30 protein-coding genes are annotated in these 22,439 nt (G+C 68.6%); 11 read left to right on the forward strand and 19 right to left on the reverse strand.

Annotated features, from left to right (window positions below):
- Window positions 1-9: 9 nt before the first annotated feature.
- Both rpmA and rplU read right to left on the reverse strand, forming a co-directional pair.
- A complete protein-coding gene (gene rpmA, locus PK98_RS08255; RefSeq protein WP_039095678.1) occupies window positions 10-279 on the reverse strand; it encodes a 50S ribosomal protein L27 in 270 nt (89 codons plus the stop codon).
- 32 nt (window positions 280-311) lie between these two features.
- On the reverse strand, window positions 312-614 hold the full coding sequence (rplU, locus tag PK98_RS08260) for a 50S ribosomal protein L21 (protein ID WP_039095681.1): 303 nt from the start codon (window positions 612-614) through the stop codon (window positions 312-314).
- 189 nt (window positions 615-803) lie between these two features.
- Here rplU and PK98_RS08265 point away from each other — a divergent pair, with 189 nt between their 5' ends.
- A complete protein-coding gene (locus tag PK98_RS08265; RefSeq protein WP_039095682.1) occupies window positions 804-1,304 on the forward strand; it encodes a hypothetical protein in 501 nt (166 codons plus the stop codon).
- Window positions 1,305-1,469: 165 nt separating this feature from the next.
- On the opposite strand, the gene PK98_RS08270 is transcribed toward PK98_RS08265, so the two are convergent.
- Genes PK98_RS08270 through PK98_RS08290 form a run of 5 tightly spaced genes read right to left on the reverse strand, consistent with a single transcriptional unit; the run spans window position 1,470 to window position 3,895 of the window.
- On the reverse strand, window positions 1,470-1,934 hold the full coding sequence (locus PK98_RS08270; protein WP_039095684.1) for a molybdenum cofactor biosynthesis protein MoaE: 465 nt from the start codon (window positions 1,932-1,934) through the stop codon (window positions 1,470-1,472).
- Window position 1,935: 1 nt separating this feature from the next.
- Window positions 1,936-2,175 (reverse strand): MoaD/ThiS family protein, encoded by a 240-nt coding sequence (locus tag PK98_RS08275; RefSeq protein ID WP_326998656.1) that lies wholly within the window; start codon window positions 2,173-2,175, stop codon window positions 1,936-1,938.
- A complete protein-coding gene (moaA, locus tag PK98_RS08280) occupies window positions 2,175-3,179 on the reverse strand; it encodes a GTP 3',8-cyclase MoaA (protein WP_039095688.1) in 1,005 nt (334 codons plus the stop codon). The genes PK98_RS08275 and moaA overlap by 1 nt, the downstream gene beginning before the upstream one ends.
- 12 nt (window positions 3,180-3,191) lie before the next feature.
- Window positions 3,192-3,524, reverse strand: coding sequence for a Rossmann fold domain-containing protein (locus PK98_RS08285; protein WP_052208211.1), 333 nt, complete (start codon window positions 3,522-3,524; stop codon window positions 3,192-3,194).
- A complete protein-coding gene (locus tag PK98_RS08290; protein WP_039095691.1) occupies window positions 3,524-3,895 on the reverse strand; it encodes a dihydroneopterin aldolase in 372 nt (123 codons plus the stop codon). The genes PK98_RS08285 and PK98_RS08290 overlap by 1 nt, the downstream gene beginning before the upstream one ends.
- A 114-nt stretch (window positions 3,896-4,009) precedes the next feature.
- Between PK98_RS08290 and PK98_RS08295 the strand changes: the two genes are divergently transcribed.
- Entirely contained in the window at window positions 4,010-5,110 is a 1,101-nt protein-coding gene (locus tag PK98_RS08295) for an acyltransferase family protein (protein WP_161792418.1), read from the forward strand.
- A gap of 24 nt (window positions 5,111-5,134) precedes the next feature.
- On the opposite strand, the gene PK98_RS08300 is transcribed toward PK98_RS08295, so the two are convergent.
- From PK98_RS08300 to PK98_RS08330, 8 genes are all read right to left on the reverse strand, one after another.
- Complete coding sequence (locus tag PK98_RS08300; protein WP_039095693.1) at window positions 5,135-5,497, reverse strand: PRC-barrel domain-containing protein; 363 nt, start codon at window positions 5,495-5,497, stop codon at window positions 5,135-5,137.
- A 133-nt stretch (window positions 5,498-5,630) separates the two neighbouring features.
- Window positions 5,631-6,521 carry a class I SAM-dependent methyltransferase gene (locus PK98_RS08305; RefSeq protein ID WP_039095695.1) on the reverse strand — a complete coding sequence of 297 codons (891 nt, stop codon included), beginning with the start codon at window positions 6,519-6,521 and terminating at the stop codon, window positions 5,631-5,633.
- Window positions 6,521-7,921, reverse strand: coding sequence for a threonine synthase (gene thrC / locus PK98_RS08310; RefSeq protein ID WP_039095698.1), 1,401 nt, complete (start codon window positions 7,919-7,921; stop codon window positions 6,521-6,523). Before thrC ends, PK98_RS08305 begins: the two co-directional genes overlap by 1 nt.
- A gap of 13 nt (window positions 7,922-7,934) precedes the next feature.
- Window positions 7,935-8,549, reverse strand: coding sequence for an SURF1 family protein (locus tag PK98_RS08315; RefSeq protein ID WP_052208215.1), 615 nt, complete (start codon window positions 8,547-8,549; stop codon window positions 7,935-7,937).
- On the reverse strand, window positions 8,549-9,370 hold the full coding sequence (locus tag PK98_RS08320; RefSeq protein WP_039095699.1) for a cytochrome c oxidase subunit 3: 822 nt from the start codon (window positions 9,368-9,370) through the stop codon (window positions 8,549-8,551). The genes PK98_RS08315 and PK98_RS08320 overlap by 1 nt, the downstream gene beginning before the upstream one ends.
- 69 nt (window positions 9,371-9,439) lie before the next feature.
- Window positions 9,440-10,000, reverse strand: coding sequence for a cytochrome c oxidase assembly protein (locus tag PK98_RS08325; protein ID WP_039095702.1), 561 nt, complete (start codon window positions 9,998-10,000; stop codon window positions 9,440-9,442).
- On the reverse strand, window positions 10,000-10,128 hold the full coding sequence (locus PK98_RS17495; RefSeq protein WP_268745936.1) for a hypothetical protein: 129 nt from the start codon (window positions 10,126-10,128) through the stop codon (window positions 10,000-10,002). Before PK98_RS17495 ends, PK98_RS08325 begins: the two co-directional genes overlap by 1 nt.
- Window positions 10,125-11,054: a heme o synthase gene (locus PK98_RS08330; protein WP_052208217.1), complete on the reverse strand. Its 930-nt coding sequence runs from the start codon at window positions 11,052-11,054 to the stop codon at window positions 10,125-10,127. Before PK98_RS08330 ends, PK98_RS17495 begins: the two co-directional genes overlap by 4 nt.
- A gap of 88 nt (window positions 11,055-11,142) precedes the next feature.
- Here PK98_RS08330 and PK98_RS08335 point away from each other — a divergent pair, with 88 nt between their 5' ends.
- Window positions 11,143-11,829 carry a DUF2490 domain-containing protein gene (locus tag PK98_RS08335; protein WP_039095704.1) on the forward strand — a complete coding sequence of 229 codons (687 nt, stop codon included), beginning with the start codon at window positions 11,143-11,145 and terminating at the stop codon, window positions 11,827-11,829.
- A 52-nt stretch (window positions 11,830-11,881) separates the two neighbouring features.
- Here the strand turns inward: PK98_RS08335 and ctaD are convergent, their stop codons facing one another.
- Window positions 11,882-13,609: a cytochrome c oxidase subunit I gene (gene ctaD, locus PK98_RS08340; RefSeq protein ID WP_039095706.1), complete on the reverse strand. Its 1,728-nt coding sequence runs from the start codon at window positions 13,607-13,609 to the stop codon at window positions 11,882-11,884.
- Window positions 13,610-13,669: 60 nt separating this feature from the next.
- Entirely contained in the window at window positions 13,670-14,806 is a 1,137-nt protein-coding gene (gene coxB, locus PK98_RS08345; RefSeq protein WP_081996089.1) for a cytochrome c oxidase subunit II, read from the reverse strand.
- A 227-nt stretch (window positions 14,807-15,033) separates the two neighbouring features.
- On the opposite strand from coxB, the gene pyrE reads away from it, so the two are divergent.
- From pyrE to ruvX, 7 genes are read left to right on the forward strand one after another with little or no spacing between them, the layout of a single operon-like run.
- Window positions 15,034-15,612 carry an orotate phosphoribosyltransferase gene (gene pyrE, locus PK98_RS08350; RefSeq protein ID WP_039096485.1) on the forward strand — a complete coding sequence of 193 codons (579 nt, stop codon included), beginning with the start codon at window positions 15,034-15,036 and terminating at the stop codon, window positions 15,610-15,612.
- On the forward strand, window positions 15,612-16,385 hold the full coding sequence (locus PK98_RS08355) for a pyridoxine 5'-phosphate synthase (protein WP_052208219.1): 774 nt from the start codon (window positions 15,612-15,614) through the stop codon (window positions 16,383-16,385). Before pyrE ends, PK98_RS08355 begins: the two co-directional genes overlap by 1 nt.
- Window positions 16,386-16,787 carry a holo-ACP synthase gene (acpS, locus tag PK98_RS08360; RefSeq protein ID WP_039095708.1) on the forward strand — a complete coding sequence of 134 codons (402 nt, stop codon included), beginning with the start codon at window positions 16,386-16,388 and terminating at the stop codon, window positions 16,785-16,787.
- Window positions 16,784-17,692: a signal peptidase I gene (gene lepB, locus PK98_RS08365; protein WP_052208221.1), complete on the forward strand. Its 909-nt coding sequence runs from the start codon at window positions 16,784-16,786 to the stop codon at window positions 17,690-17,692. Before acpS ends, lepB begins: the two co-directional genes overlap by 4 nt.
- Entirely contained in the window at window positions 17,689-18,804 is a 1,116-nt protein-coding gene (locus PK98_RS08370) for an AI-2E family transporter (protein WP_081996090.1), read from the forward strand. Before lepB ends, PK98_RS08370 begins: the two co-directional genes overlap by 4 nt.
- Window positions 18,794-19,906 carry a DUF3089 domain-containing protein gene (locus PK98_RS08375; protein WP_039095710.1) on the forward strand — a complete coding sequence of 371 codons (1,113 nt, stop codon included), beginning with the start codon at window positions 18,794-18,796 and terminating at the stop codon, window positions 19,904-19,906. Before PK98_RS08370 ends, PK98_RS08375 begins: the two co-directional genes overlap by 11 nt.
- On the forward strand, window positions 19,891-20,385 hold the full coding sequence (ruvX, locus tag PK98_RS08380) for a Holliday junction resolvase RuvX (protein WP_039095712.1): 495 nt from the start codon (window positions 19,891-19,893) through the stop codon (window positions 20,383-20,385). Before PK98_RS08375 ends, ruvX begins: the two co-directional genes overlap by 16 nt.
- Window positions 20,386-20,423: 38 nt before the next feature.
- Here ruvX and PK98_RS08385 read toward each other — a convergent pair whose 3' ends face one another.
- Together PK98_RS08385 and PK98_RS08390 are read right to left on the reverse strand one after the other, a co-directional pair.
- Window positions 20,424-21,338, reverse strand: coding sequence for a hypothetical protein (locus PK98_RS08385; RefSeq protein ID WP_039095714.1), 915 nt, complete (start codon window positions 21,336-21,338; stop codon window positions 20,424-20,426).
- 68 nt (window positions 21,339-21,406) lie between these two features.
- Complete coding sequence (locus PK98_RS08390; RefSeq protein ID WP_161792419.1) at window positions 21,407-21,847, reverse strand: DUF2721 domain-containing protein; 441 nt, start codon at window positions 21,845-21,847, stop codon at window positions 21,407-21,409.
- 160 nt (window positions 21,848-22,007) lie between these two features.
- On the opposite strand from PK98_RS08390, the gene PK98_RS08395 reads away from it, so the two are divergent.
- Window positions 22,008-22,439, forward strand: a complete 432-nt coding sequence (locus tag PK98_RS08395) for a COG3650 family protein (protein WP_039095718.1) — start codon at window positions 22,008-22,010, stop codon at window positions 22,437-22,439.

The raw sequence follows: 22,439 nt of genomic DNA on the forward strand, positions 1-22,439 counted from the left end.
ATCCGTGTGTTATTCTGCCGCCTCGGCCATCATGTCGACCGACACGTAGGAACGACCCAGCTTGCCCTGGTGGAAGCGCACGCGGCCTTCGCCCAGCGCGAACAGGGTGTGGTCCTTGCCGATGCCGACATTGGTGCCCGGGTAGAACTTGGTGCCGCGCTGACGCACGAGAATGTTGCCACCGACCACAACCTGGCCGCCGAACTTCTTCACGCCAAGGCGCCGACCTTCCGAGTCGCGACCGTTGCGGGATGAACCGCCTGCTTTCTTATGTGCCATTTCGTCTGAACTCCTGAAGCCCGCCTGGGGGCTTAAGCCTTGCCGACCGAAAGGATGCGCAGCAGCGTCAGCTGCTGGCGATGACCGTTCTTCCGACGGTAATTGTGCCGGCGGCGCTTCTTGAACACGATCACCTTCTCGCTCTTGGCCTGTGCGATGATCTCGGCACTGACGGTCACGCCCGCCACATCGGCCAGACCGCCGTCCTCGCCTGCCAGCAGGATATCACCCAGCGTGATCGTCTCGCCAGCTTCGCCAGCCAGCTTCTCGACCGCGATCTTGTCTCCTGCGGCGACGCGGTACTGCTTACCGCCGGTGCGCACTACTGCGAACATGGTGTCTCGTATCCGTTCTTGCGATGACGCTCCCCTGTGGAACGCCGGAAGGGCACCCGAAACGGGCGCCGGAAAGTGCAGGGCCGATAAGGGACGGCTACCCGGCTGTCAATGGCCGGACGCCCATATCGCACCCATCCGGAGCGGGCATCTGGCCCTGCGCCGCCACCCCCGCTAAGGCGGACGGCGATGCCACGCAACACCTTTACCGCCGGCCTGCTGCTGCCCCTTGCCGCGACCCTGTTCCTGTCGGCCTGCGCCGGTGCGGCGGAAGGCTATCCCAGCCTGGCGATTCGCCCGGCGGAGCGGGCTGGCGCAGTCCGGACCCCCCCGCCCCGCCACATCCCGCCCCCGCCGCCCGCCGCCGCCCTGGCCAGCCTGGACTCGCTGGCGACGGAAGCGCGCGCGGCGCACACCGCCTTCACGGCCGAGAGCGCACAGGCGACTCGCCTGGTCGGCGCGGCGCGCAATGCTGCGATCGGCAGCGAGGCGTGGGCCCGTGCCGAGGTCGCCCGCTCCGCCCTGGCCGCTGCGCACAGCCGCACGCTGGTGCCGCTCGCCGGCATGGACCGGGTGTATGTGGAAGCGTCGACCGCCGGCGAGGATCTGGATCGCATCGCCGCGGTACATGCCGAGATCGAGGCGCTGGTGGCCGGAGAGGATGCGGTGCTGGCCGGGCTGGCGAACTGAGGCCCGGCGGCACGGCCGAGGGTAGACGGAATTGCGGTATAGGCCCTGCGGAAGGTGAGCAGCCCGCCCTCAGGCCGGCGATGAAGAGGGCCAGCGCGCTGAACTGCGCGGATGGGGCCGGCATCATGCTCGGCGCTTGCAACGATCGACTCGGCGCGCCTCGGCTCAGGCAGCACCATCCCCCACACGCCATCGCGCCAAGTCGGCATGATCCTGCTCGCGCGGTTCGATCCAGTGCCAGCCATCAGACCGCTGTTCGCGCTTCCAGAACCAGGCATCGGACTTCAGGTGGTCCATCGCATAATCCGCCGCCTGGAACGCGTCGCGCCGGTGGCGGGCGGCAGCGACAACCAGCACGATCGGCTCTGCCGGATGCAGCAGCCCGGTGCGGTGCCAGATCAGCAGGCCGGCGAGCGGCCAGCGGGCCAGCACGTCATCGCCCAGCGCCGTCATGCCCGGCAGGGTCAGGGGCGCATAGTGGCTCAGTTCCAGCGCCAGCACGTCTTCCTCCACCCGCACCTGCCCGGTAAAGCTGGCGATGCCGCCCGCCTGCGGGTGCGCGGCGGCAAAGGCGTCGATCGCGCTGCCGGGCGCGAAGGCCGCGTCGATCAGGCGGATGTCGACCGGCATCTCAGCCGCCGCTGACCGGGGGCAGCAGGGCAACCTCGTCCCCCGCCTCTGCCCGCAGCTGTGTCTTGTCGGCCAGCAGCCCGCCATTCAGCGCCAGCCGCACCCGGTCGCTGGCGACCTGCGCCGCCAGGCCGGTGTCCAGCGCGCCCAGCAGGCCCGCCCAGTCCAGCGGCGCGGGCAGCTGGCGAGTCGGGCCGCCCGCCTGCTCCGCCAGTCGGCCCAGGAAGACGAGTGTGATCATCAGCCGCCCGTCAGCGACATGTGTCGCGGCTGCGCCGGCGCGGCGCCGCGGATATGGCTGAAATGATGGCGCTCCGGCTTGATCGCCATGGCGGTGTCCAGCGCCTGTGCCAGCAGCACGTCGGGCGTGTCGGAGCGCAGTGCGGCGCGCAGGTCGACCTGCTCCGCACCGCCCAGGCAGGCGAACAGCTGGCCCGTCGCGGTCACCCGGATGCGGTTGCAGGTGGCACAGAAATTGTTCGTCAGCGGCGTGATGAAGCCCAGCCGCCCGCCGGTTTCGGCCACATCGACATACCGCGCCGGCCCGCCGGAGCGGTGCGTGCTCTCCACCAGGGTCCAGCGCTGCTCCAGATCGTCGCGCACGGCGGTCAGCGGCAGGTAGTGGTCGACGCGCTCCCCCTCGACCTCGCCCAGCGGCATCACCTCGATCAGGGTGACCTCGTGCCCCTGCCCGTGCGCCCAGGCGACCAGATCGGGGATCTCGTGCCGGTTCAGCCCCTTCAGCGCCACGATGTTCAGCTTGACCTGCAGGCCCGCCGCCGCGGCGGCGCGGATGCCGCCCAGCACCTCCGCCAGCTGGTCGCGTCGGGTCAGCGCGAAGAACAGGCCGGGGTCCAGCGTATCGAGCGAGACGTTCACCCGCCGGATGCCGGCCGCGAACAGTGCCTCCGCATGGGTGGCCAGCTGCGTGCCGTTGGTGGTCAGGGTCAGTTCGTCCAGACCATCGCCGAGCCGGCGGCCGAGCGCCTGCACCAGCTCGATCACGTCGCGGCGGACCAGCGGTTCACCCCCGGTCAGGCGGATCTTGCGGATGCCACGATCGATCATGGCCAGCGCCAGCCGATGCATCTCCTCCAGGCTCAGCACCTCCTTGCGGGGCAGGAACTGCATGCGTTCGGGCATGCAATAGGTGCAGCGCAGGTCACACCGGTCGGTCACCGACAGGCGGAGATAGGTGATGCGCCGGTCGAACGCATCCACGAGGGGGCCTGAAGAACAGCTCATCCGGCAGCCAATCTAGGCGGCCATGCCGGCGTTGCCATCCACGGCGAACACTTGCCCGGTGATGGCGGGCGCATCCGCCAGCCAGGCGACGGTGGCGGCGGTCGCTGGATCATCATGCCCTTCAACGCCGTTGACGCGCCGTGGTGCCGCCTCCCGTGCGAGTTCCTGCACGACGGCCAGCCGCCAGCCGCGGTGCGTGTGGTCCGCGGGCGGGAAATGGATGACGAGATCGCCGCCTTGCGCCAGCAGCGCGCGGGCCCGGGGCAGGTCCGCGGCGTGGAAGGCGGCGGCGGCATCCAGCGGCGCGGCCGGGGACCGTTCCGTCACCAGCACCGCCTGCGCCATCAGCGGCGTTCCCGGCGCAGGGTGATGCCGATCAGCTCGTCCGCCTCGCTCAGCGCCAGCTTGACGATCTTCACCGTCACCACCTGCACCCGGGCATCGGCCACGAACAGCGTGTCGGCCACATGGTCCGCCACCGATTCGATCAGGGTGAAATGCACCCCCGGCGGCAAGGCACCGGAGGCGGCGAACTTCAGGTCCATGTAATTCTTGCTGGCGGACAGCGGCGTGTCCGGCGCGTAGCGCTCGGCAGGCTTCAGCTCCACCGTGACGGTGAAACGCAGCGGCTGCGGCTTCCCCGTTTCCTCCGAATAGATGCCGGTGTGCACGTCATGCACGAAATCGGCGATCTCCAGCGTCAGTCGGTCGGCCATGCGTGTCCGATGGCAGGCACACACGGCGCTGTCCAGCCGGGCACGGTTGCAAGGTGGCCCGGATTGCCCGACAATCGCCCGAGCGAGAGGGGTTCGATGCAGATGGAGGTACGCATGGCCGGAGGCAGCGCCGGTGCCCCGCGCCAGATGGCCGGACGGCACTTCCCGCAGCTGGACGGCCTGCGCGCGCTGGCCGTGATGTGCGTGCTGATCACGCATTACTGGCTGCAGTCGGGCCATCTGGGGCATCTGGGCGTGCGGCTGTTCTTCGTGCTCAGCGGCTTCCTGATCACCGGCATCCTGCTGGAACAGCGGCCGGCCGGCAGCCCGGCCCCGCTCGGGCCCTTGCTGCGCAGCTTCTACGCCCGGCGCATCCTGCGGCTGTTCCCGACCTATTACCTGATGCTCGCCACCGGCGTGGCGCTGAACGTGGAGGGCGTGCGGGGGACGTCGCTGTACCACGCCACCTTCCTGTCCAACCTGTGGTACGCGCGCCACCCGGACTGGGAGCCATGGACCACGGTCCACCTGTGGACGCTGGCGGTGGAGGAGCAGTTCTACCTCGTCTGGCCGCTGGTGATCCTGCTGCTGCCGCGCCGCTGGCTGCTGGCGGCGCTGGTGGCGACGATCGCGGGCGGCATCGCCTTCCGCATCCTGTGCAACCTGATCTGGCCGGGCATGCCGCCGCAGGACGTGCTGATGCCCGCGATGATGGATGCGCTGGCGCTGGGCGGACTGATCGCGGCACTGGTGCATCGTCAGGCGGGCGATCCTGCCGCGCGCGAGCGGCTGCTGCAACGGTTGGGCGGGGCCAGCCTGCTGTGCCTGGCGCTGGTCGGCGCATCCGTGCTGATCCAGCTGCCTTATGCGATCACGGATTTTGCCTGCACCGTGCCGATGGCGTTCCTGGTGCTGGCGGCGCGGCATGGCATACCGGGGGCGATCGGCCGGGCGCTGGCATGGCGCCCGGTGCGGTATCTGGGGCGCATCAGCTATGGCCTGTATATCTGGCACATCTTTGCATGGGTGTTCCTGATCGCGGTGCTGCCGGGGCTGGACTGGGGCAAGCCGGGCCCGGCGACCTTCGTGGTGGCCACGCTGGTGGCGATCGCCATGGGCGCGGCATCGTGGCACTGGGTCGAACAGCCGTTCAACCGGCTGAAGCACCTGTTCCCCTACGCCAGGGGAACCGCGCCGCAGCCCGCGCCGGTGTGACCGGCCGGGGCTGCGGCAGGCCGGTCAGACGATGCGGGTCGGCTCCGTCCCGTAATAGCTGGAGACACGGTCGGCGTAGGACTGGTTGAACTCCGGCGCGTTGCTGGCCCAGCTCGGCCCGCCTTCGAGCACCCGGCGGTCGATGACGACCACGTACTCGCCGGTTGTCACGTCGAATTCCAGCACGCTGAACGGCACCGGATAATAGCTCTTGTTGAAGCCCAGGAACCCGCCGAGGCTCAGCACCGCATAGGTGGAGTGGCCGGTGCGCCGGTCGACCATCAGCGCCTTGATATGCCCGAGATTGTCGCCATCGCGAGAGCGGACGTTCAGGCCGGACGTTTCGGCCTCCACCAGGGTCAGGGCCGCTTCGGGGTTCGTTGCCATATGGGGGTTCTTTCAAGTTAGCGGGCGACGGTCCGTGGAACAGCCGCGCCGTCATCCGGCCCCCGCACGCACCAAACGCCGTGGGGAGTAGTCGGAGAACACCGATCCCGGCGGGCCGTTCCGACCCGCCGCCCTACCCCGCCGACCAGCGTGCGAAGATTGCCGTCGGCAGCAGCCGCCCGCCCGCGCCATCCTCCCGCATGGCCAGGTCGCCATGTTCGATCGTGCCCGGCAGGTCGGCGAACAGCCCATGCAGCAATCCGCCCAGCGCCAGGCTGGACATGCGCACGGCATAGACCGTCAGGAACAGGAAGCGGCTGTCGCCATCCAGCAGCTGCCGGCAGGAGGCCAGCAGCGCGGGCAGGTGCTCCTCCAGCCGCCAGACCTCCCCATCGGGGCCGCGGCCGAACTTGGGCGGGTCCAGGATGATGCCGTCGTAACGCTTGCCCCGACGCACCTCGCGCGCGGCGAACTTGGCGGCATCGTCCACCAGCCAGCGGATCGGGCGCTCCTCCATGCCGGACAGGGTGGCATTGGCCCGCGCCTGCGCAACCGACTTCTTGCTCGCATCGACATGCGTCACCGGGCCATGCGCGGACAGCGACAGCGTGCCGACCCCGGTGTAGCCGAACAGGTTCAGCGTTTCCGCCGGCTGCGCCATGTCGTCCAGCTGCGTGCCCATCCAGTCCCACACCGGGGCCATGTCGGGGAAGAAGGCCAGGTGGCGGAAGGGGGTGCATTGCGCGGTGAAGCGCACATCGCCACGCGCCAGCGGCCAGCCATCGGCCGGCAGCGCGCGATCGAACAGCCAGCGACCGCCGCCATCCTCGTCAGATCCGGGAATGAATTCGCCATCGGCCTGCCAGTCGGCCAGCCGCGGCGGCCACAGCGCCTGCCCTTCCGGGCGAATCAGGCGATGCGGGCCATAGCGTTCCAGCTTGCGCCCATCCCCGCTGTCGATCAGCGCGTAATCGTCCCAGCCGGTGCCCGCCAGCACCAGCGGCTGTTCAGCCAATCGTGCCATCAGCCATGCGGGCGCGCATGGCGCAGCACATATCCGGTCACCGCCTCGTACGTGCCGGGCAGTTCGGTATAGCGTTCCTCCCGCTGGAACAGGTCGCCCAGGCGGGTCGGCAGGCTGGGGCGCTGGCCGGTGGCGCGTTCGACCGCGTCGCGGAACTTGGCCGGGTGCGCGGTCGCCAGCGTCACCACCGGCACATGCGCCGGCAGGGCCGAGGCGAGCGCCGCATGCAGGCCGATCGCGGTGTGCGGGTCGATCAGCTCGTCACAGCGATCCTTGGCCCAGGCCATCGCCTGCGCCATCTCGATCTCGTCCGCCCGGCAGCTGGCAAAGCCCCGCGCAGCGCCGGCGATCTGCGCTTCGGTCAGGCGCATGGCGCCGCTGTGTTCGAAGCTGCGCATCTGTTCGGCCAGCAGGGTGCCGTCGCGCCCACCGCAATCGAACAGCAGGCGTTCGAAATTGCTCGACACCTGGATGTCCATGCTGGGCGCCGCGGTGGCGGTGACCAGGCCGGCCGAGTAGTCACCGGCGGAAAACGCGCGGTGCAGGATGTCGTTCACATTGGTGGCGACGATCAGCCGGGCGATGGGCAGGCCCATCCGTTCCGCCACATGGCCCGCGAACACGTCGCCGAAATTGCCGGTCGGCACGCTGAAGGCGACCTCCCGCTCGGGCGCCCCCAGCTGCAGCGCGGCATAGAAATAATACACCACCTGCGCCATCAGCCGGGCCCAGTTGATCGAGTTCACCGCACCCAGCCGCAATGGGCCGTTGATCTGGCGATCGCCGAACATGCGCTTCACCATGGCCTGCGCATCGTCGAAGCTGCCGTCGATGGCGATGTTGTGCACGTTGGGCGCCAGCACGGTGGTCATCTGCCGGCGCTGCACGTCACTGACGCGGCCATGCGGGTGGAGCATGAAGATCTCCACATTGTCGCGCCCGGCCACAGCATCGATCGCAGCCGAACCGGTGTCGCCGCTGGTGGCGCCGACGATGGTCAGCCGCCCCTCATGCCGCTGCAGGAACTCCTCGAACAGGCGGCCCAGCAATTGCAGCGCCACGTCCTTGAACGCCAGCGTCGGGCCGTGGAACAGCTCCAGCAGCCAGTGCTGCTCGTCCAGCTGCACCAGCGGGGTCACCGCCTTGTGCCCGAAGCGGCCATAGGCGCGGGTGGCAATGTCGCGCAGCTTGTCTTCGGTCAGGCTGTCGCCGACGAAGGGCAGCATCACCCGCACCGCCAGCTCCGCATAGGGCAGGCCGCGCATGGCGCCGATCTGCTCCGGCGTGAAGCGCGGCCATTCACGCGGCAGGTACAGCCCGCCATCGGCAGCCAGGCCGGTCAGCGTCACCTGTTCGAAGTCGAGCGCGGGCGCGGTGCCGCGAGTGGAGATGTAGTCCATCGTGCCAGCGCGCCTAGCGGCCGGTAGCGGACGAGGCAAGGTCCACGGGATCGGCCCGGCGGCGCAATGCCATTGCGTAAATGACGAGCGCGGTGATCGCAAAGAAGAACCATTGCCCGGCATAGGACAGGTGATTGTTCGGCAGCGTCTTGGGATCGGGGCGGACGAGCGCCTCCAGCCCGGCCTGCGGCGGATCAGCCACCAGCCGCACGTCTTCACCCGCAGGCGCGACCACACCCGTCACTCTGCCGCCGCTCCATACGGGGGGCGCAGGTGCGGCGGACCAGCCGAGCGCCACCTCCGCCTCGCCACCTTCCGCCAGCCGGCAGCGGGCGACATGCGCCCAACCCGACTGACCACGGACGGAACGGCCGGCGGTCTCCCGCATGGCGAGCACCTGGAGGCAGGTCAGGCTGCTGGGGCGATACAGCGCCGCCTCTCGGGCGGACGCGGTGCCGGGCCAGGCGACCGGCGGCAGGTTCTGCGCATCGGCGTAGCGGGCGATCATGTCGCCCTTCCACTCCGAACGCCGCAGCTGCCACACGCCCAGCGCCAGCATCAGGGCGACCGCCGTCAGCACCAGCACCGTGGGCAGCAGCGGCACCCGCCGCTGCGGGGCCGACGTCATCAGTGGTATTCGGCGCCCCAGCCGCCCCAGACATATACGGTGATGAACAGGAACAGCCACACCACGTCCACGAAGTGCCAGTACCAGGCGGCCGCCTCGAACCCGAAATGCTGGCGCGGGGTGAAGTGCCCGGCATAGACCCGGCGCAGGCAGACGGCGAGGAAGATGGTGCCCACCAGCACGTGGAAGCCGTGGAAGCCGGTCGCCATGAAGAAGGCGCTGGAATAGGTGTTGCCGCCGAACGCGAACGGAGCGTGAGCATATTCGTAGAACTGTACGAAGCTGAACACGACACCCAGGATGATCGTCAGCCACAGGCCGGTCTTCAGCCCTTCACGATCGCCATGGATCAGCGAATGGTGCGCCCAGGTGACCGTGGTGCCCGAACACAGCAGGATCAGCGTGTTGAGCAGCGGCAGAGCGAAGGGGTCCATCACTGCCTCGATCCCGGCAGGGGGCCAGATGCCCCCGACCACTTCGGTCAGCTCCGACGGGAACAGCGCGAAATCGAACCAGGCCCAGAACCAGCCGGCGAAGAACATCACTTCGGACGCGATGAAGGTGATCATCCCGTACCGCAGGTGCAGCTGCACCACCGGCGTATGATCGCCCGCCTGCGCTTCACCCACGATGGAACTGAACCAGAAGAAGAACGCCGCGATCAGCCCGGCAATGCCCAGCCCCAGCACCACGCCCGCGGCGGGCAGGTCGTGCATGAACAGCACCATGCCGCTGGTGAAGGTCAGCGCCGACGCCGACATGACCAGCGGCCAGACCGACGGCGGCAGGATGTGATATTCGTGGTTCTTTGCGCCAGCCATGCCCTGATCCCGTGACTTCGATGTTCTTGCAGTATGTCTAATCCGCCGCTGCGGCGCGGTCCAGTGCCGCTATTCCTTGCGGTGAAAAGTGTAGCTCAGCGTGATCTGCTCCACATCCTTCATGTTCGGGTCGTCCGCCGCGGCCGGGTCGACGAAGAACAGCACCGGCATGGCGACGCTCTCCCCCGGCTGCAGCACCTGTTCCGTGAAGCAGAAACACTGGATCTTGTTGAAATGAACGCCCGCCTGCGCCGGTTCCACGTTGAAGGTGGCCGTGCCGGTGATCGGCTCGTCGGTATCGTTGCGCGCGTCGAAGATCACCATGTCGCGTTCGCCGATGGTGATGCGGTCGGTTGTCTGCCGTGGCGCGAAATGCCAGCCCATGCCGCGCGCCGTGTTGGCATCGAACCGGATGGAGAATTGCCGCCCGCCCCCACTCGCGGCGAACTGCGCGGCAAGGTCGGCATCGGCCAGGCTGGCCCGCTGCGTGGTGCCGCCGAAGCCGGTCGCCTCGCAGAACAGGCGGTACAGCGGCACGGAGGCGAAGCCCAGGCCCAGCATGGCCAGCGCTGCCAGCAGGGCCAGCAGACCGGTGCGCAGGTTGCGCTGCTGCAGCGGGACGCTGGCCATCAGGCGCCGAACTTCACGAAGGTGATGGCGTAGAACAGCACCACCAGAAACAGCAGGAACAGCCCCAGCGCGCGGTTGCGGTTGCGGCGGGTGCGGCGGATCGCCTCATCCTGTTCGCGCAGATTCATGCCAGCACCATCCGATCGACCACCAGTGCGCCGAACAGCGCGAACAGATACAATACCGAGTAACCGAACAGCCGCTTCTCCGGCCGCATCGGATCCCCGTCCCCGCTGCGGCGGAACGCCACCGGCAGCGCCAGGACCACGAACAGCGCCGACAGCGCAAGTGCCGCCAGCCCGTAGATCGCGCCGGTGCCGCCGATCGCCCACGGCGCCAGGGTCACGGGCAGCAGCACCAGCGAATAGAGCAGGATCTGCCGCCGCGTCGCCGCCTGCCCGGCCACGACCGGCAGCATGGGGATGCCGGCATTTGCGTAATCGGTGCGCACGAACAGCGCCAGCGCCCAGAAATGCGGCGGCGTCCACAGGAAGATGATGGCGAACAGCAGCACCGGCATGGCCGTGACTTCACCGGTGACCGCGATCCAGCCGATCAGCGGGGGAAAGGCGCCGGCGCCGCCGCCGATGACGATGTTCTGCGGCGTGCGGGGCTTCAGCCAGATGGTGTAGACCACCGCATAATAGACGATGGAGATCGCCAGCACGACGGCCGCCAGCCAGTGGATCGCCAGGCCCATGATGCCGACGGAGGCGCAGGACAGCGCAATGCCGAAATCGCGGGCATCGGTCCGCGCCATGCGGCCGGTGGGCAGCGGGCGCCTGGCCGTGCGCTTCATCAGCGCATCGATGTCCGCCTCCCACCACTGGTTCAGCGCCGCGGCGCCGCCAGCGCCCAGCGCGATGCACAGGATCGCGGTGAAGCCGAGCACGGGATTGATGTGGCCGGGCGCTGCCAGCAGGCCGCACAGGCCGGTGAATACCACCAGGCTCATCACCCGCGGCTTGGTCAGCGCCAGGAAGTCGCGCCAGTCGGCAGGCAGCTGGATCGCCGGTGCAGGGGGTGGCGCGGGGGACGCCGGGTTCAGGGACATGCCCTGCCCTATAGCGGGCCTGCGCGTCCCGGCCAACCGTCAGGCGTCTGCGTTGTGCGTGGCAGGCGAAGCTGCTTTAGGGGTACCCATGCGTCATACCCCTGCCCTCGTCGTCGCCGCACTGATCGCGGCCGTCAATCCTGCCGCCCCGTCCGTTCACGCGCAGACCGAACACGATCTGCAGGCGTGGGGCAACCTGACCCTGACGGGCTCCCTCGCCGACGGCATCGTCTACTTCGCGGAGGTGCAGCCACGGGTGTCGGACGACCTGTCGCGCGTGTCGCAGACGCTGCTGCGCCCGGCGATCGGAGTGGCGGTGACGCCGGATCTCACGCTCTTCCAAGGGTATGCCAAGGTGCTGCAGCCGGTGGCCGGCGGCGGATCGCGGGACGAGGACCGGTCGTTCCAGCAGGCGACGTGGATGGTGCAACGTGGCCGGCGCGAGATCCAGTCCCGCACCCGATTCGAACAGCGCTGGAACGAGGCGGGTGACGATACCGGTTTCCGCCTGCGGCAGATGATCCGCTACGAGCACGCGCTCAAGGAGGCGGGCGGTCCTGCGCTGCTCGGGTCGGTGGAAGGGTTCGTCGCACTCAACGACACGGACTGGGGCGCGCGCGGCGGGTTCGACCAACTGCGCACCTTTGTGGGCGCCGAACTGCCGTTGCCGGGCGCGTCCACAATCGAGGCCGGCTACCTGAACCAGCTGGTCGACGGCGCAGGCACCACGCGCATGGGCCATGTGCTGTCAGTGGCGCTGTTCATCCGCCACTAGGCACCGCCGCCCGCGGATGCGGGCCGGCGATGACCGGCGGCCCGGCACTGTCTCAGTGCGCGGGCCTGCCACCGGCGGGGCCGATGTGGTCGTGATAGTCGTGATGCTCCTCGATCACCGGCAGCGTCTCGTACTGGTGGAAGGGCGGCGGGCTGGACAGGGTCCACTCCAGCGTGGTGGCGCCCTCGCCCCAGTAATTGCCCTCCGCCTTGCGGCCCGCGACCAGTGCCCAGGCAATGTTCACGAAGAACACCAGCATGGACGCCGCCATGATGTGATAGCCGGTCGAGGCGATCTCGTTCCAGTAGGTGAAGGCCGGCGTGTAGTCCGGATAGCGGCGCGGCATTCCGTTCATGCCCAGGAAGTGCATGGGGAAGAAAATCACGTTCACGCCGATGAAGAAGCCCCAGAAGTGGATGTGCGCCAGCAGCTCAGAATGCCACCGCCCGCTCATCTTCGGGAACCAGTAGTAGAATGCCGCGAACAGGCTGAACACCGCGCCCATCGACAGCACGTAGTGGAAGTGCGCCACGACGTAGTAGGTGTCGTGCAAATTGTCGTCCACGCCGCCATTGGCCAGCACCACGCCGGTCACGCCGCCGACGGTGAACAGGAAGATGAAGCCCAATGCCCAGACCATGGGCGACTTGAACTCCAGGCTGCCGCCCCACATCGTGGCGACCCAGCTGAAGATCTTCACGCCGGTCGGTACCGCGATCAGCATGGTCGCGGCCGTGAAATACATCTTCACGTTCACGTCCAGACCGGTCGTGTACATGTGGTGCGCCCACACGACGAAGCCGATCACGCCGATCGCCACCATGGCGTAGGCCATGCCGAGATAGCCGAACACCGGCTTGCGGCTGAACGTCGCCACGATCTGGCTGATCATGCCGAAGCCCGGCAGGATCATGATGTACACCTCCGGGTGGCCGAAGAACCAGAACAGATGCTGGTACAGCACCGGATCGCCGCCGCCGGCCTGGTCGAAGAAGGTCGTGCCGAAATTGCGGTCGGTGATCAGCATGGTGATCGCCGCGGCCAGCACCGGCAGCGCCAGCAGCAGCAGGAAGGCGGTGACCAGCACCGACCACACGAACAGCGGCATCTTGTGCAGCGTCATGCCGGGGGCGCGCATGTTGAAGATGGTGGTGATGAAGTTGATCGCGCCCATGATCGACCCGGCGCCTGCCAGATGGAGCGAGAAGATCGCGAAATCGACCGCCGGCCCGACGCTGCCGCTCGTAGACAGCGGAGCATACACCGTCCAGCCGGTGCCCGCGCCCAGCCCCGTGCCGCCGGGCACGAAGGCGCTGAACATCAGCGAGCAGAAGCCCGCGACCGTCAGCCAGAAGCTGATATTGTTCATCCGCGGGAAGGCCATGTCCGGCGCGCCGATCATCAGCGGCACGAACCAGTTGCCGAACCCACCGATCATTGCCGGCATGACCATGAAGAACACCATGATCAGGCCATGGGCGCTGATCAGCACGTTCCACATATGGCCGTTCTTGTCGAAATCGGCCGGGCCGCCGCCCAGGAACTCGACCCACCAGCCCAGATACTGGATGCCCGGCTCCGCCAGCTCGGCACGCATGATGCCCGACACCGCGCCGCCGATGATGCCCGCGCAGATCGCGAAGATCAGGTACAGCGTACCGATGTCCTTGTGGTTCGTGGACATGAACCAGCGCTGGAAGAAGGGCGGCTTGTGATCGGCATCGTGGTGATGCGCGTGATCGTCGTGGTGCGCCTGGAAGGCGTCGGCGGTGGTGGCCATGGTCAGCGGATCCTGGCTGGATGTTCTGCGATAAGGAAGATGGTGGCGCGCGGCATCAGGTCAGGTCGCTTCCGGGACCGGAGTGCCGGGCGCGGTTTCCGCCGTGGGCGGCGCACCGGCGCCGGGTGCGCCCTCGACGCCGCTTTCGGGTTCCTGCGGCGGAGCCAGCGTCGGCGCCTGCGCGCCCTCGCTCTCCGGCCCGCCCAGCGTGCCGCCCTTGGACAGCAGCCATGCATCGAACTGCGCACGCGGCACGGCCTCGACCGCGATCGGCATGTAGGCGTGACGGGCACCGCACAGCTCGGAACACTGGCCGTAATAGATGCCGGGCTCCTCGATGAAGAGCACCCGTTCGTTGAGGCGCCCGGGCACCGCATCGATCTTGAACCACAGGCTGGGCACGGCGAAGGAGTGGATCACGTCCGCGCCGGTGGTCTGGATGCGGATCGGCTCGCCCACCGGCACGACCATACGGTTGTCGACCGCCAGCTGCGGCGGCTCGCCACCGGCCAGCGCCTCGCCCTCGTCCTTCATGTTGGAGATCACCTCGAACCCGCCATTGTCCGGGTAGGTGTAGCCCCAGTACCACTGGTAGCCGGTGACCTTGACCGTCAGTGCGTCTTCCGGCGGGCTGCGATACTGTCGGGACAGCAGCGTAATGGACGGGACCGCAATCGCGACCAGGATCAGCACCGGCACCGCAGTCCAGATCACCTCGATCAGCGTGTTGTGGCTGGTGCGGCTGGGCGTCGCGTTGGCACGCCGGTTGTAACGGGCCACCACCCACAGCAGCAGGCCCAGCACCACCAGGCTGATCGCCACGATCAGCGGCAGCAGGATCGCATCATGCATCCACAGCGCATAATGCCCGTCGGGGGTGTACTGGTTCTGGAAGGTCATGGCGCCGTCGCTCGGCTGTCCCTTGATCCATTCCGGGCCGAGCGGGGTGTAGCCGCCGGTTGCCGCCTGTTCGCCGACCACCGCATTGGTGGTGGACGGTTCCGCTGCGGCTGCCTGGGGCACGCTCTCGGCCGCCACGTTTGGCGACTGCGTGTCTTCCACATTGGTCACGGCAGCGCCGGGCTCGGTCGCGGGTACCGCGGCCACGGCCGATACGGCTCCGCCGCCCAGCGCAAGCGCCGCAAGCAGCGGCAACAGGCGGCGTGCTGGCCGCGATGCAAGAATGCCCAGGTTCATTTCCCCGCCGGTCTGTAATATTGCCAACTAATCGTTGCAAAGTGGCAGCAATCGGCAGGGAAGGCAACCGGCGCGTGCAGCGCTGTCACCGGCGCAGCCTGCCGGCCCGGGTGGCTGCCGAAGCATCGGCCACGCGCCCGCTTGCCCCGTGCATCAAGCGCTTCTACGGGTGGACGCCGGATCCGCGCCGCCGTGCACGGGCCGCAACGGGGATATCGACGCCGACCATGACCGATGACGAGGTGCTTGCCGAATTTCGCGCCAGCCATGCTTTGCTGGAAGGACATTTCCGTCTGTCGAGCGGACGGCACAGCGCCTATTATCTGCAATGCGCCCGCGTGCTGATGAATGGCGAGCGGGCCGGGCGACTGGCCCGGGCGCTGGTCCAGAAGATGCCGCGCGAGCTGCGCCACCATGTCGATGTGGTCGTCTCCCCCGCGATGGGCGGCCTGATCATCGGGCACGAGGTCGGCCGCGCGCTGGAGCGTGACGCCATCTTCCTGGAGCGGCCCGAAGGCACGTTCGAACTGCGCCGCGGCTTTTCCATCAAGCCGGGCGACCGGGTGCTGATGGTGGAAGACGTCGTCACCACCGGCCTGTCCAGCCGGGAGGCGATCAAGGCGGTCGCCGCTGCCGGGGGCGAGGTCCTGGCCGAGGTCGCGCTGGTGGACCGCTCCGCCGGGGCTGTCGAGCTGGGCGTGCCGTTCTACCCGCTGGTGGAGATCAACTTCCCCACCTACGCGCCCGAGGAACTACCGCCCGAGCTGGCCGCGCGCCCGGTCACCAAGCCGGGCAGCCGCGCCTGATGGCGGGCAATCCGCTGGTCGGGGGCGGTCCGCTGACGGGGAGCACGGGCGGGCGCCTGCGGCTGGGGGTCAACATCGACCATGTCGCCACCATCCGCAACGCTCGCGGTGGCGAGCATCCGGACCCGGTGCGCGCGGCCCGGATCGTGGCGCAGGTTGGCGGCGACGGCATCACCGCGCATCTGCGGGAGGACCGCCGCCACATCCGCGATGACGATCTCAGGCGCATCCAGGATTCGACCGACCTGCCGCTGAACCTGGAGATGGCCGCGACGGAAGAGATGCTGGCGATCGCGCTGGCGCACCGGCCGCATGCCGCCTGCATCGTGCCGGAGCGGCGGGAGGAACGCACCACCGAAGGCGGGCTGGACGCCGCCGGGCAGCACAACCGCCTGGCGCCGATCGTCGGCCGACTGCTGGATGCCGGCATTCGCGTCAGCCTGTTCATCGCGCCGGAGGAACGCCAGCTGGAGGCCGCCTTGCGCCTGGCCGCGCCGGTGGTGGAGTTCCATACCGGCGAATATGCCCATGCCGGCCCTGACACCCTGCCGGCTGAGCTGCGCCGTGTGGCGGACATGGCCGCGCTGGCGGCGAAGAACGGCATAGAGCCGCATGCCGGACACGGCCTGACCTACGACAATGTGCAGCCGATCGCCGCCATCCCGCAACTGGCCGAACTGAATATCGGGCATTACCTGGTGGGCGAGGCGGTGTTCGTGGGGCTGGAGGCGGCCGTGCGGCAGATGCGCGATCTGATGGATGCGGTTCGCTAGATGATCATCGGCCTAGGTTCCGACCTGTGCAACATCGAACGCATCCAGGCCGCGCTCGACCGGCATGGCGACCGGTTCGAACAGCGCTGCTTCACCGATGTGGAACGGGCCAGGGCGGCCAAGCGCCCGCTGACCCGTGCCGGCACCTACGCCAAGCGGTTCGCCGCCAAGGAGGCGTTCAGCAAGGCGGTCGGCACCGGCTTCAGCCGCGGCGTGTTCATGAAGGATATCGGCGTGGTCAACACCCCGTCCGGCGCACCGACCCTGGCGCTGGCTGGCGGGGCGGCGGCACGGCTGGCGGAACTGACGCCGGCGGGGCACGAGATGGTTGTTCATCTTACCCTCACCGACGATCACCCATGGGCGCAGGCCTTCATCATCCTGGAAGCCCGCCCCCGATGAGCTCCGCCCCCGGCGACAGCCTGCACCCGCCCGTGGCCGAGCAGGTCGCGCCCCTCGCTGACACACCGCCGCACCGGGGCGTGAACTGGCTGGCCGAACTGCGCGGCCTGGCGCTGATGCTGCTGGCGGTGATCGCCTTCCACAGCCTGGTGGCCAAGCCGTTCTACATCCCGTCGATCTCCATGCTGCCGAACCTGCAGGTCGGCGACCGGCTGATCGTCAGCAAATATCCCTATGGCTGGAGCTGGGTGTCCGCCAGCTTCCACCTCCTGCCCCGCTCCACCCGGCGCATCATGCCCGCGACGCCGGCCTATGGCGACGTGGTGATCGTGGTCCCGCCGGACCGGGCAGAGGATTACATCAAGCGCGTCGTCGCCCTGCCGGGCGACCGGATCGCGGTGGCGGATGGCCAGATCATCCTGAATGGCGAGCCCGTGCCGCAGGAGATGGTGCCGCCGCAGCGCATCCCCGTGGCCGACCGGCAGCTGTGCGGCGGCGCCCCCTGCCTCGCCGCGTTCGAGCGTTTCCGCGTGACGCTGGCCGATGGCAGCCAGGTCTACGAGCCGCCGACCCTTCGCGAAACCCTGCCCAACGGCGCCAGCTATCTGGTAATCGATGACAATCCCGATGGCCTGCTCGACAATCGGCCCGAAGTGACCGTGCCCGACGGGCATGTCTTCCTGATGGGCGACAATCGCGACCATTCGGCAGACAGCCGGGCAGAAGCCGCGCCGATCGGCAACGGGCTGGGCGGTCCGGTACCGATCGCCGATGTGGGCGGCCGGGCGGAACTGGTCACCTTCTCGCTCGACGGCAGCGAAGGCTGGAACCCGGCGAGCTGGTTCTCGGCATTCCGCTCCGGCCGCGCCGGCACATCGCTGCGGCCCGAACGCGACCCGCAATGAGCGAACCCGGCAGCACCGAAACCGTCGACGACGAGGGCATCGTCCCGGATCGCCGGGTCAGCCCGACCCGCATCCTCAATCCGGAAATCCGCTTCGAGGTCCAGCGGGCAATCGCCTGGGTCATGGTGGTCGGCCTGGCGGTGCTGCTGGTGCATATCTCCCAGTCACTGCTGGTGATCTTCGGCGGGCTGGTGTTCGCCGGGCTGGTCGATGGCGGCGCCCGGCTGCTGGGGCGCGTGCTGCCGCTCGGCCGGTCTTGGCGCATCCTGATCGTGCTGATCCTGTCGCTCGCCTTCTTCCTGTGGCTGTTCTACTTCGCGGGTTCGTCGATCTCGCAGGAGGCGGCGCTGCTGCCGACGCTGGTGCAGCAGCAGGGCATGCGCACGCTGGCCTGGCTGCAGAACCGCGGCGTTTCCATCGACCTTGGCACCGTGCAGACCCTGGCGGGCCAGCTGATGAGCGGCGTGGGCATGGTCACCTCCTATATCGGCGGCGTGTTCGGCGGGCTGACCACGATCTTCCTGATCCTGATCATCGGCATCTATGTCGCGCTGGAGCCGCGTCTGTACGAACGCGGGCTCGGCTGGATGCTGCCGCGTGGCTCACGCGACGATTTCCACATCACCATGCTGCGCATGGCCAGCACGATGCGGCGATTGCTGGCCGGGCGGCTGGTCGGCATGGTGTTCGAAGGCGTGCTGACCTACATCCTGCTGGCGGCCTGGGGCGTGCCGATGGCTGCGCTGCTGGGCATCCTGACCGGGTTGCTGGCCTTCCTGCCCAATGTCGGCGCGGTCGTATCCGGCCTGCTGATGGTGCTCGTCGGTTTTTCGGGCGGGGTGGACATGGGGCTGTACACCATCGCCGTCTACGTGATCGTGCAGGGCTTCGACGGCTACGTCGTGGTGCCGCTGATCGCGCGCAAGACAGTGGATCTGGCGCCGGCGCTGGTGCTGGCGGCGCAGCTGATCATGGGCATCCTGTTCGGCATACTGGGCCTGTTCCTGGCCGATCCGCTGATGGCGATGATCAAGGTCGCGCTGGAACGCCGCAGCGAACGGCTGGAAGCGCGCGAACGCGGCATGGTGGCACCGACGACTCATGGCGCGTAAGTTCCTGTATGTCTTTGCCGGGCTGATCCTGCTCGGCGCGGCGGTGCTGTTCGCCCTGCGCATCTGGGGGCAGGACCTGACGCGTGTGGCGCTGATCCCCTCCACCGCGTTCGAGGAACAGGCGCCGCTGGCCGGCAATGCCTATGCGGATGCGCGCATGTGGCTGTCCCATCCCCGCTTCCAGCGCGATACCGACCCGGCCCGCTGGCTGCCGCCGGGCGTGGATGCCGGGCCGGAACTGCCGGTGGCGGTGTTCTTCGTCCATCCCACCTCCTATCTGGAGCGGGCCCGCTGGAACGCCCCGCTGGACGATGCCCAGTCGCAATCGCGCGCCCGCACCTTCGTGCGCGGCCTCGCCAGCCCGTTTAACCAGGCGGCGCAGCTATGGGCGCCGCGTTACCGCCAGGCGACATTCGGCGCCTTCCTGACCGACGCACCCGAGGGCGCCCAGGCGCTGGATGCGGCCTATGCCGACGTGGCGCAGGCCTTCGCCCTGTTCCTGGCCGAGGCCGAGCCGGACCGGCCAATCGTGCTGGCGGGCCACAGCCAGGGTGCGCTGCACGTGCTGCGCCTGCTGCGGGAGCAGGTGGCCGGCACGCCGGTCGCGGACCGGATCGCCGCGGTCTATGCCGTCGGCTGGCCGCTATCTGTCGCCCATGACCTGCCCGCCCTGCCCCTGCCCGCCTGCGCCACGCCAGCGCAGGCAGGCTGCATCCTGGGCTGGTCCAGCTTTGCCGAACCCGCCGATCCGGGCCTGCTGCTGGATACCTATGCCAATTCGCCCGGCTATGACGGGGAGAGCCGCGGCAACAGCCCGATCCTGTGCTTCAACCCGCTGACCGGCACAATCGGCGGAGAAGCGCCCGCCAGCGCCAATGCCGGCACGCTGGTACCCGATGAAGGGCTGGCGAACGGCCGGCTGGTACCGGGCGCGGTGCCGGCCCGCTGCGACGAACAGGGCCTGCTGCTGATCGGCGATCCGCCGGAGCTTGGCCCCTATGTGCTGCCGGGCAACAATTACCACGTCTACGACATTCCCCTGTTCTGGCAGGACTTGCGCGCGGATCTGGCCCGGCGGGTGGCGACATGGCAGAGCCGGTGACCGCCACCCTGATCACGGACGACGCCCGTGCCTTTGCCGGCGCGCTGCCTGATGGCGGCGTGCTGCTGGGGCTGGACCTCGGCACCAAGACGATCGGCACCGCCTTCTGCGATCCCGGCTGGCGCTTCGCCAGCGCGGGCAGGACGCTGGCCCGCGGCAAGTTCACGGCCGATCTCGCCATCCTGCGCGACCTGATCGCGGAGCGGCGCGTTGCAGGAGTGGTGCTCGGCCTGCCGCTCAACATGGATGGCAGCGCCGGGCCGCGCGTGCAGGCGACCCGGGCATTCGCCCGCAATTGCGCAGGTCTGGATCGGCCGATCCTGCTGTGGGACGAGCGCTGGTCCACCCAGAGCGCGGAGCGGGCGATGATCTCCCAGGACATGAGCCGTGCCAAGCGCGCCACCCGCATCGATTCGCATGCTGCCGCGATCATCCTGCAGGCGGCGATGGATCGTCTCTCCGGCGGATGGCTGGACTAGCTGGCGCGGGCGGCCCTTCCATCCTGCCGAATCCGGGGTCAGTCGATGCCCCGGTCCTGCCCTGCAGCGTCCGCAACCGACATGTCTCCGCCAAGTTCGAGCGCAGCGGTCGCCACCGCCCCGCAGAAGACCACCCCCAGGATCGTGCCGGCGAGCGCGCTTACCACCAGTTGCCCGATCAGGCCGGCCGTCAGCCCCGCAGTCTGCCGGTCGATCTGCTGCTGTGCCGCGGCCGTGATCGCCGTCGGATCCATGCTGGCATAGGCGGAGAGCAGCCCGGGGCTGGTCAGGGCGACAGCCACGATCATCACGAGGATGAACCCGACGGACAGGACCGCGAAAACACCGACCAGAGTCCAGAAGTGCCCCCGTGTCATGCGCCAGGATTCCCGTATGGCGATCCTGCCACGCATCACCGTCAGCGCACCGGACAGCGAGAGACGCACCTGGACGTAGAAGGCGCCGCACAACAGCGCGAGCCCGAGGAGCACCCCGGCGATCGCGGCCGCCGCGTGGCCGGCAACCAGCGAGACCAGGCCGGCGACCAGCACCACCGCCAGGATCGCGACCATCTCCGCAATCAGGCCGGCGATCACCAGGATCACGCCGAGGCCGAACAGCCGAAGCTCGTCCATCCCTAGCCGCAGATAGGCGAACCGGTCGCCTGTGGGCCGCACCACGGCGCGGACCACCGCCGCAAAGGCGACGACCATCAGGATCAGCATCGCCAGGTAGAGGAGGAACAGTCCGCCGAACATGCCGGAGGGCAGCTGCGGTGGCATTGCCGGGTCCACAGGCTGCCGCTGCATCGCGACGATCGCCGCTGTCCATGGCTGCATGGCCGCAATGCCGAGCCCCACGACCCCCAGATGGATCGCCGCCCATATGGCGACGGTCCCCGGCTGCTCCCGCATCAGGCGCACGCCGCCGCCGATGATCGATCCTACCGACATTCATGCCCCCCTGCCTGACCGGGAGGCTAGGCAGGGTCGCAGCGCTTGGCCAGCGCCAACTGCCTGGATCATCTCGTATCGGCGTCGTTCTCGCGCTCGGCCAGCTTGCGGGACAGCAGGCGGGTATCCCTGGACGACTTCGTTGCCAGTTGCGTCTCGAACAGGAAGGACAGCAGGGCGCCGAAGACGAGCACCATCACCGCGATCCACACCAGCGCCACCAGCGTGCCCAGCGGCGGTCTCACGAAGGCGCTGACGAAGGTCGTGCTGACAACAATGCAGATCAGCAGCCCCGCGCCCGTGCTCAGGTTCACAGCCGAATGCGCGAAGCGGCGTCGCCGGCGCAGGACCGGGAGTTCCTCCACCTCGCCGTCGCGAATGTCCGCATCGTCCATCTTCTCGAGCAGGTGCACGCGATCGACGATCCAGATCAGGCGCTGGTTCATCACGTTGAGGAAAGCACCGACCGCGGCCAGCAGGAACGCCGGTGTGAGCGAAAGCTGCACCATCTGCTGCACACGCGCCGTGCTGGCTGTCCGCGCCAGCAGATCGCCCGCCAGGCTGGTCCCTGATACAAGAATGTCCATGCGGGGCTTCTACGCCGGGTGCGCGTCGACTCAAGCCGCTGCTCGCGATAAGCCGGTTCGGCCCATGCCGAGGAGCTGCCCAATGATCCGTCTCGCCGCCGCTGCCCCCTTGCTGCTGCTCGCCGCCTGTTCGGGCCAGCCGGACGATCGCCTGCCGGGCGGCGAGGACACGCGCCCCTATGCCGGGATCGCGGAGGCGGACACGCTGCGCTTCACCGGCACCGAACCGTTCTGGGGCGGGCAGTTGCGCGGCACGGCCCTGCTGTTCAGCACGGTCGACGATCCCGATGGCCGCACCATCACCGTCACCCGCTTCGCCGGGCGGGGCGGTGCCAGCTGGTCGGGCGAACTGGATGGCGCGCCCTTCACCCTGCTGGCCAGCGAAGGATCATGCAGTGACGGCATGTCCGACCGCACCTATCCGTTCTCCGTCACCGTGCAGCGCGGCGAACAGATGCTGTCCGGCTGCGGCTGGACCGAAGCGCGGCCGTTTACCGGGGCCCCGGCGCCATAG

Origin of the sequence: Croceibacterium mercuriale (assembly GCF_000802385.1) — a bacterium.
Classification (GTDB): Bacteria; Pseudomonadota; Alphaproteobacteria; order Sphingomonadales; family Sphingomonadaceae; genus Croceibacterium; species Croceibacterium mercuriale.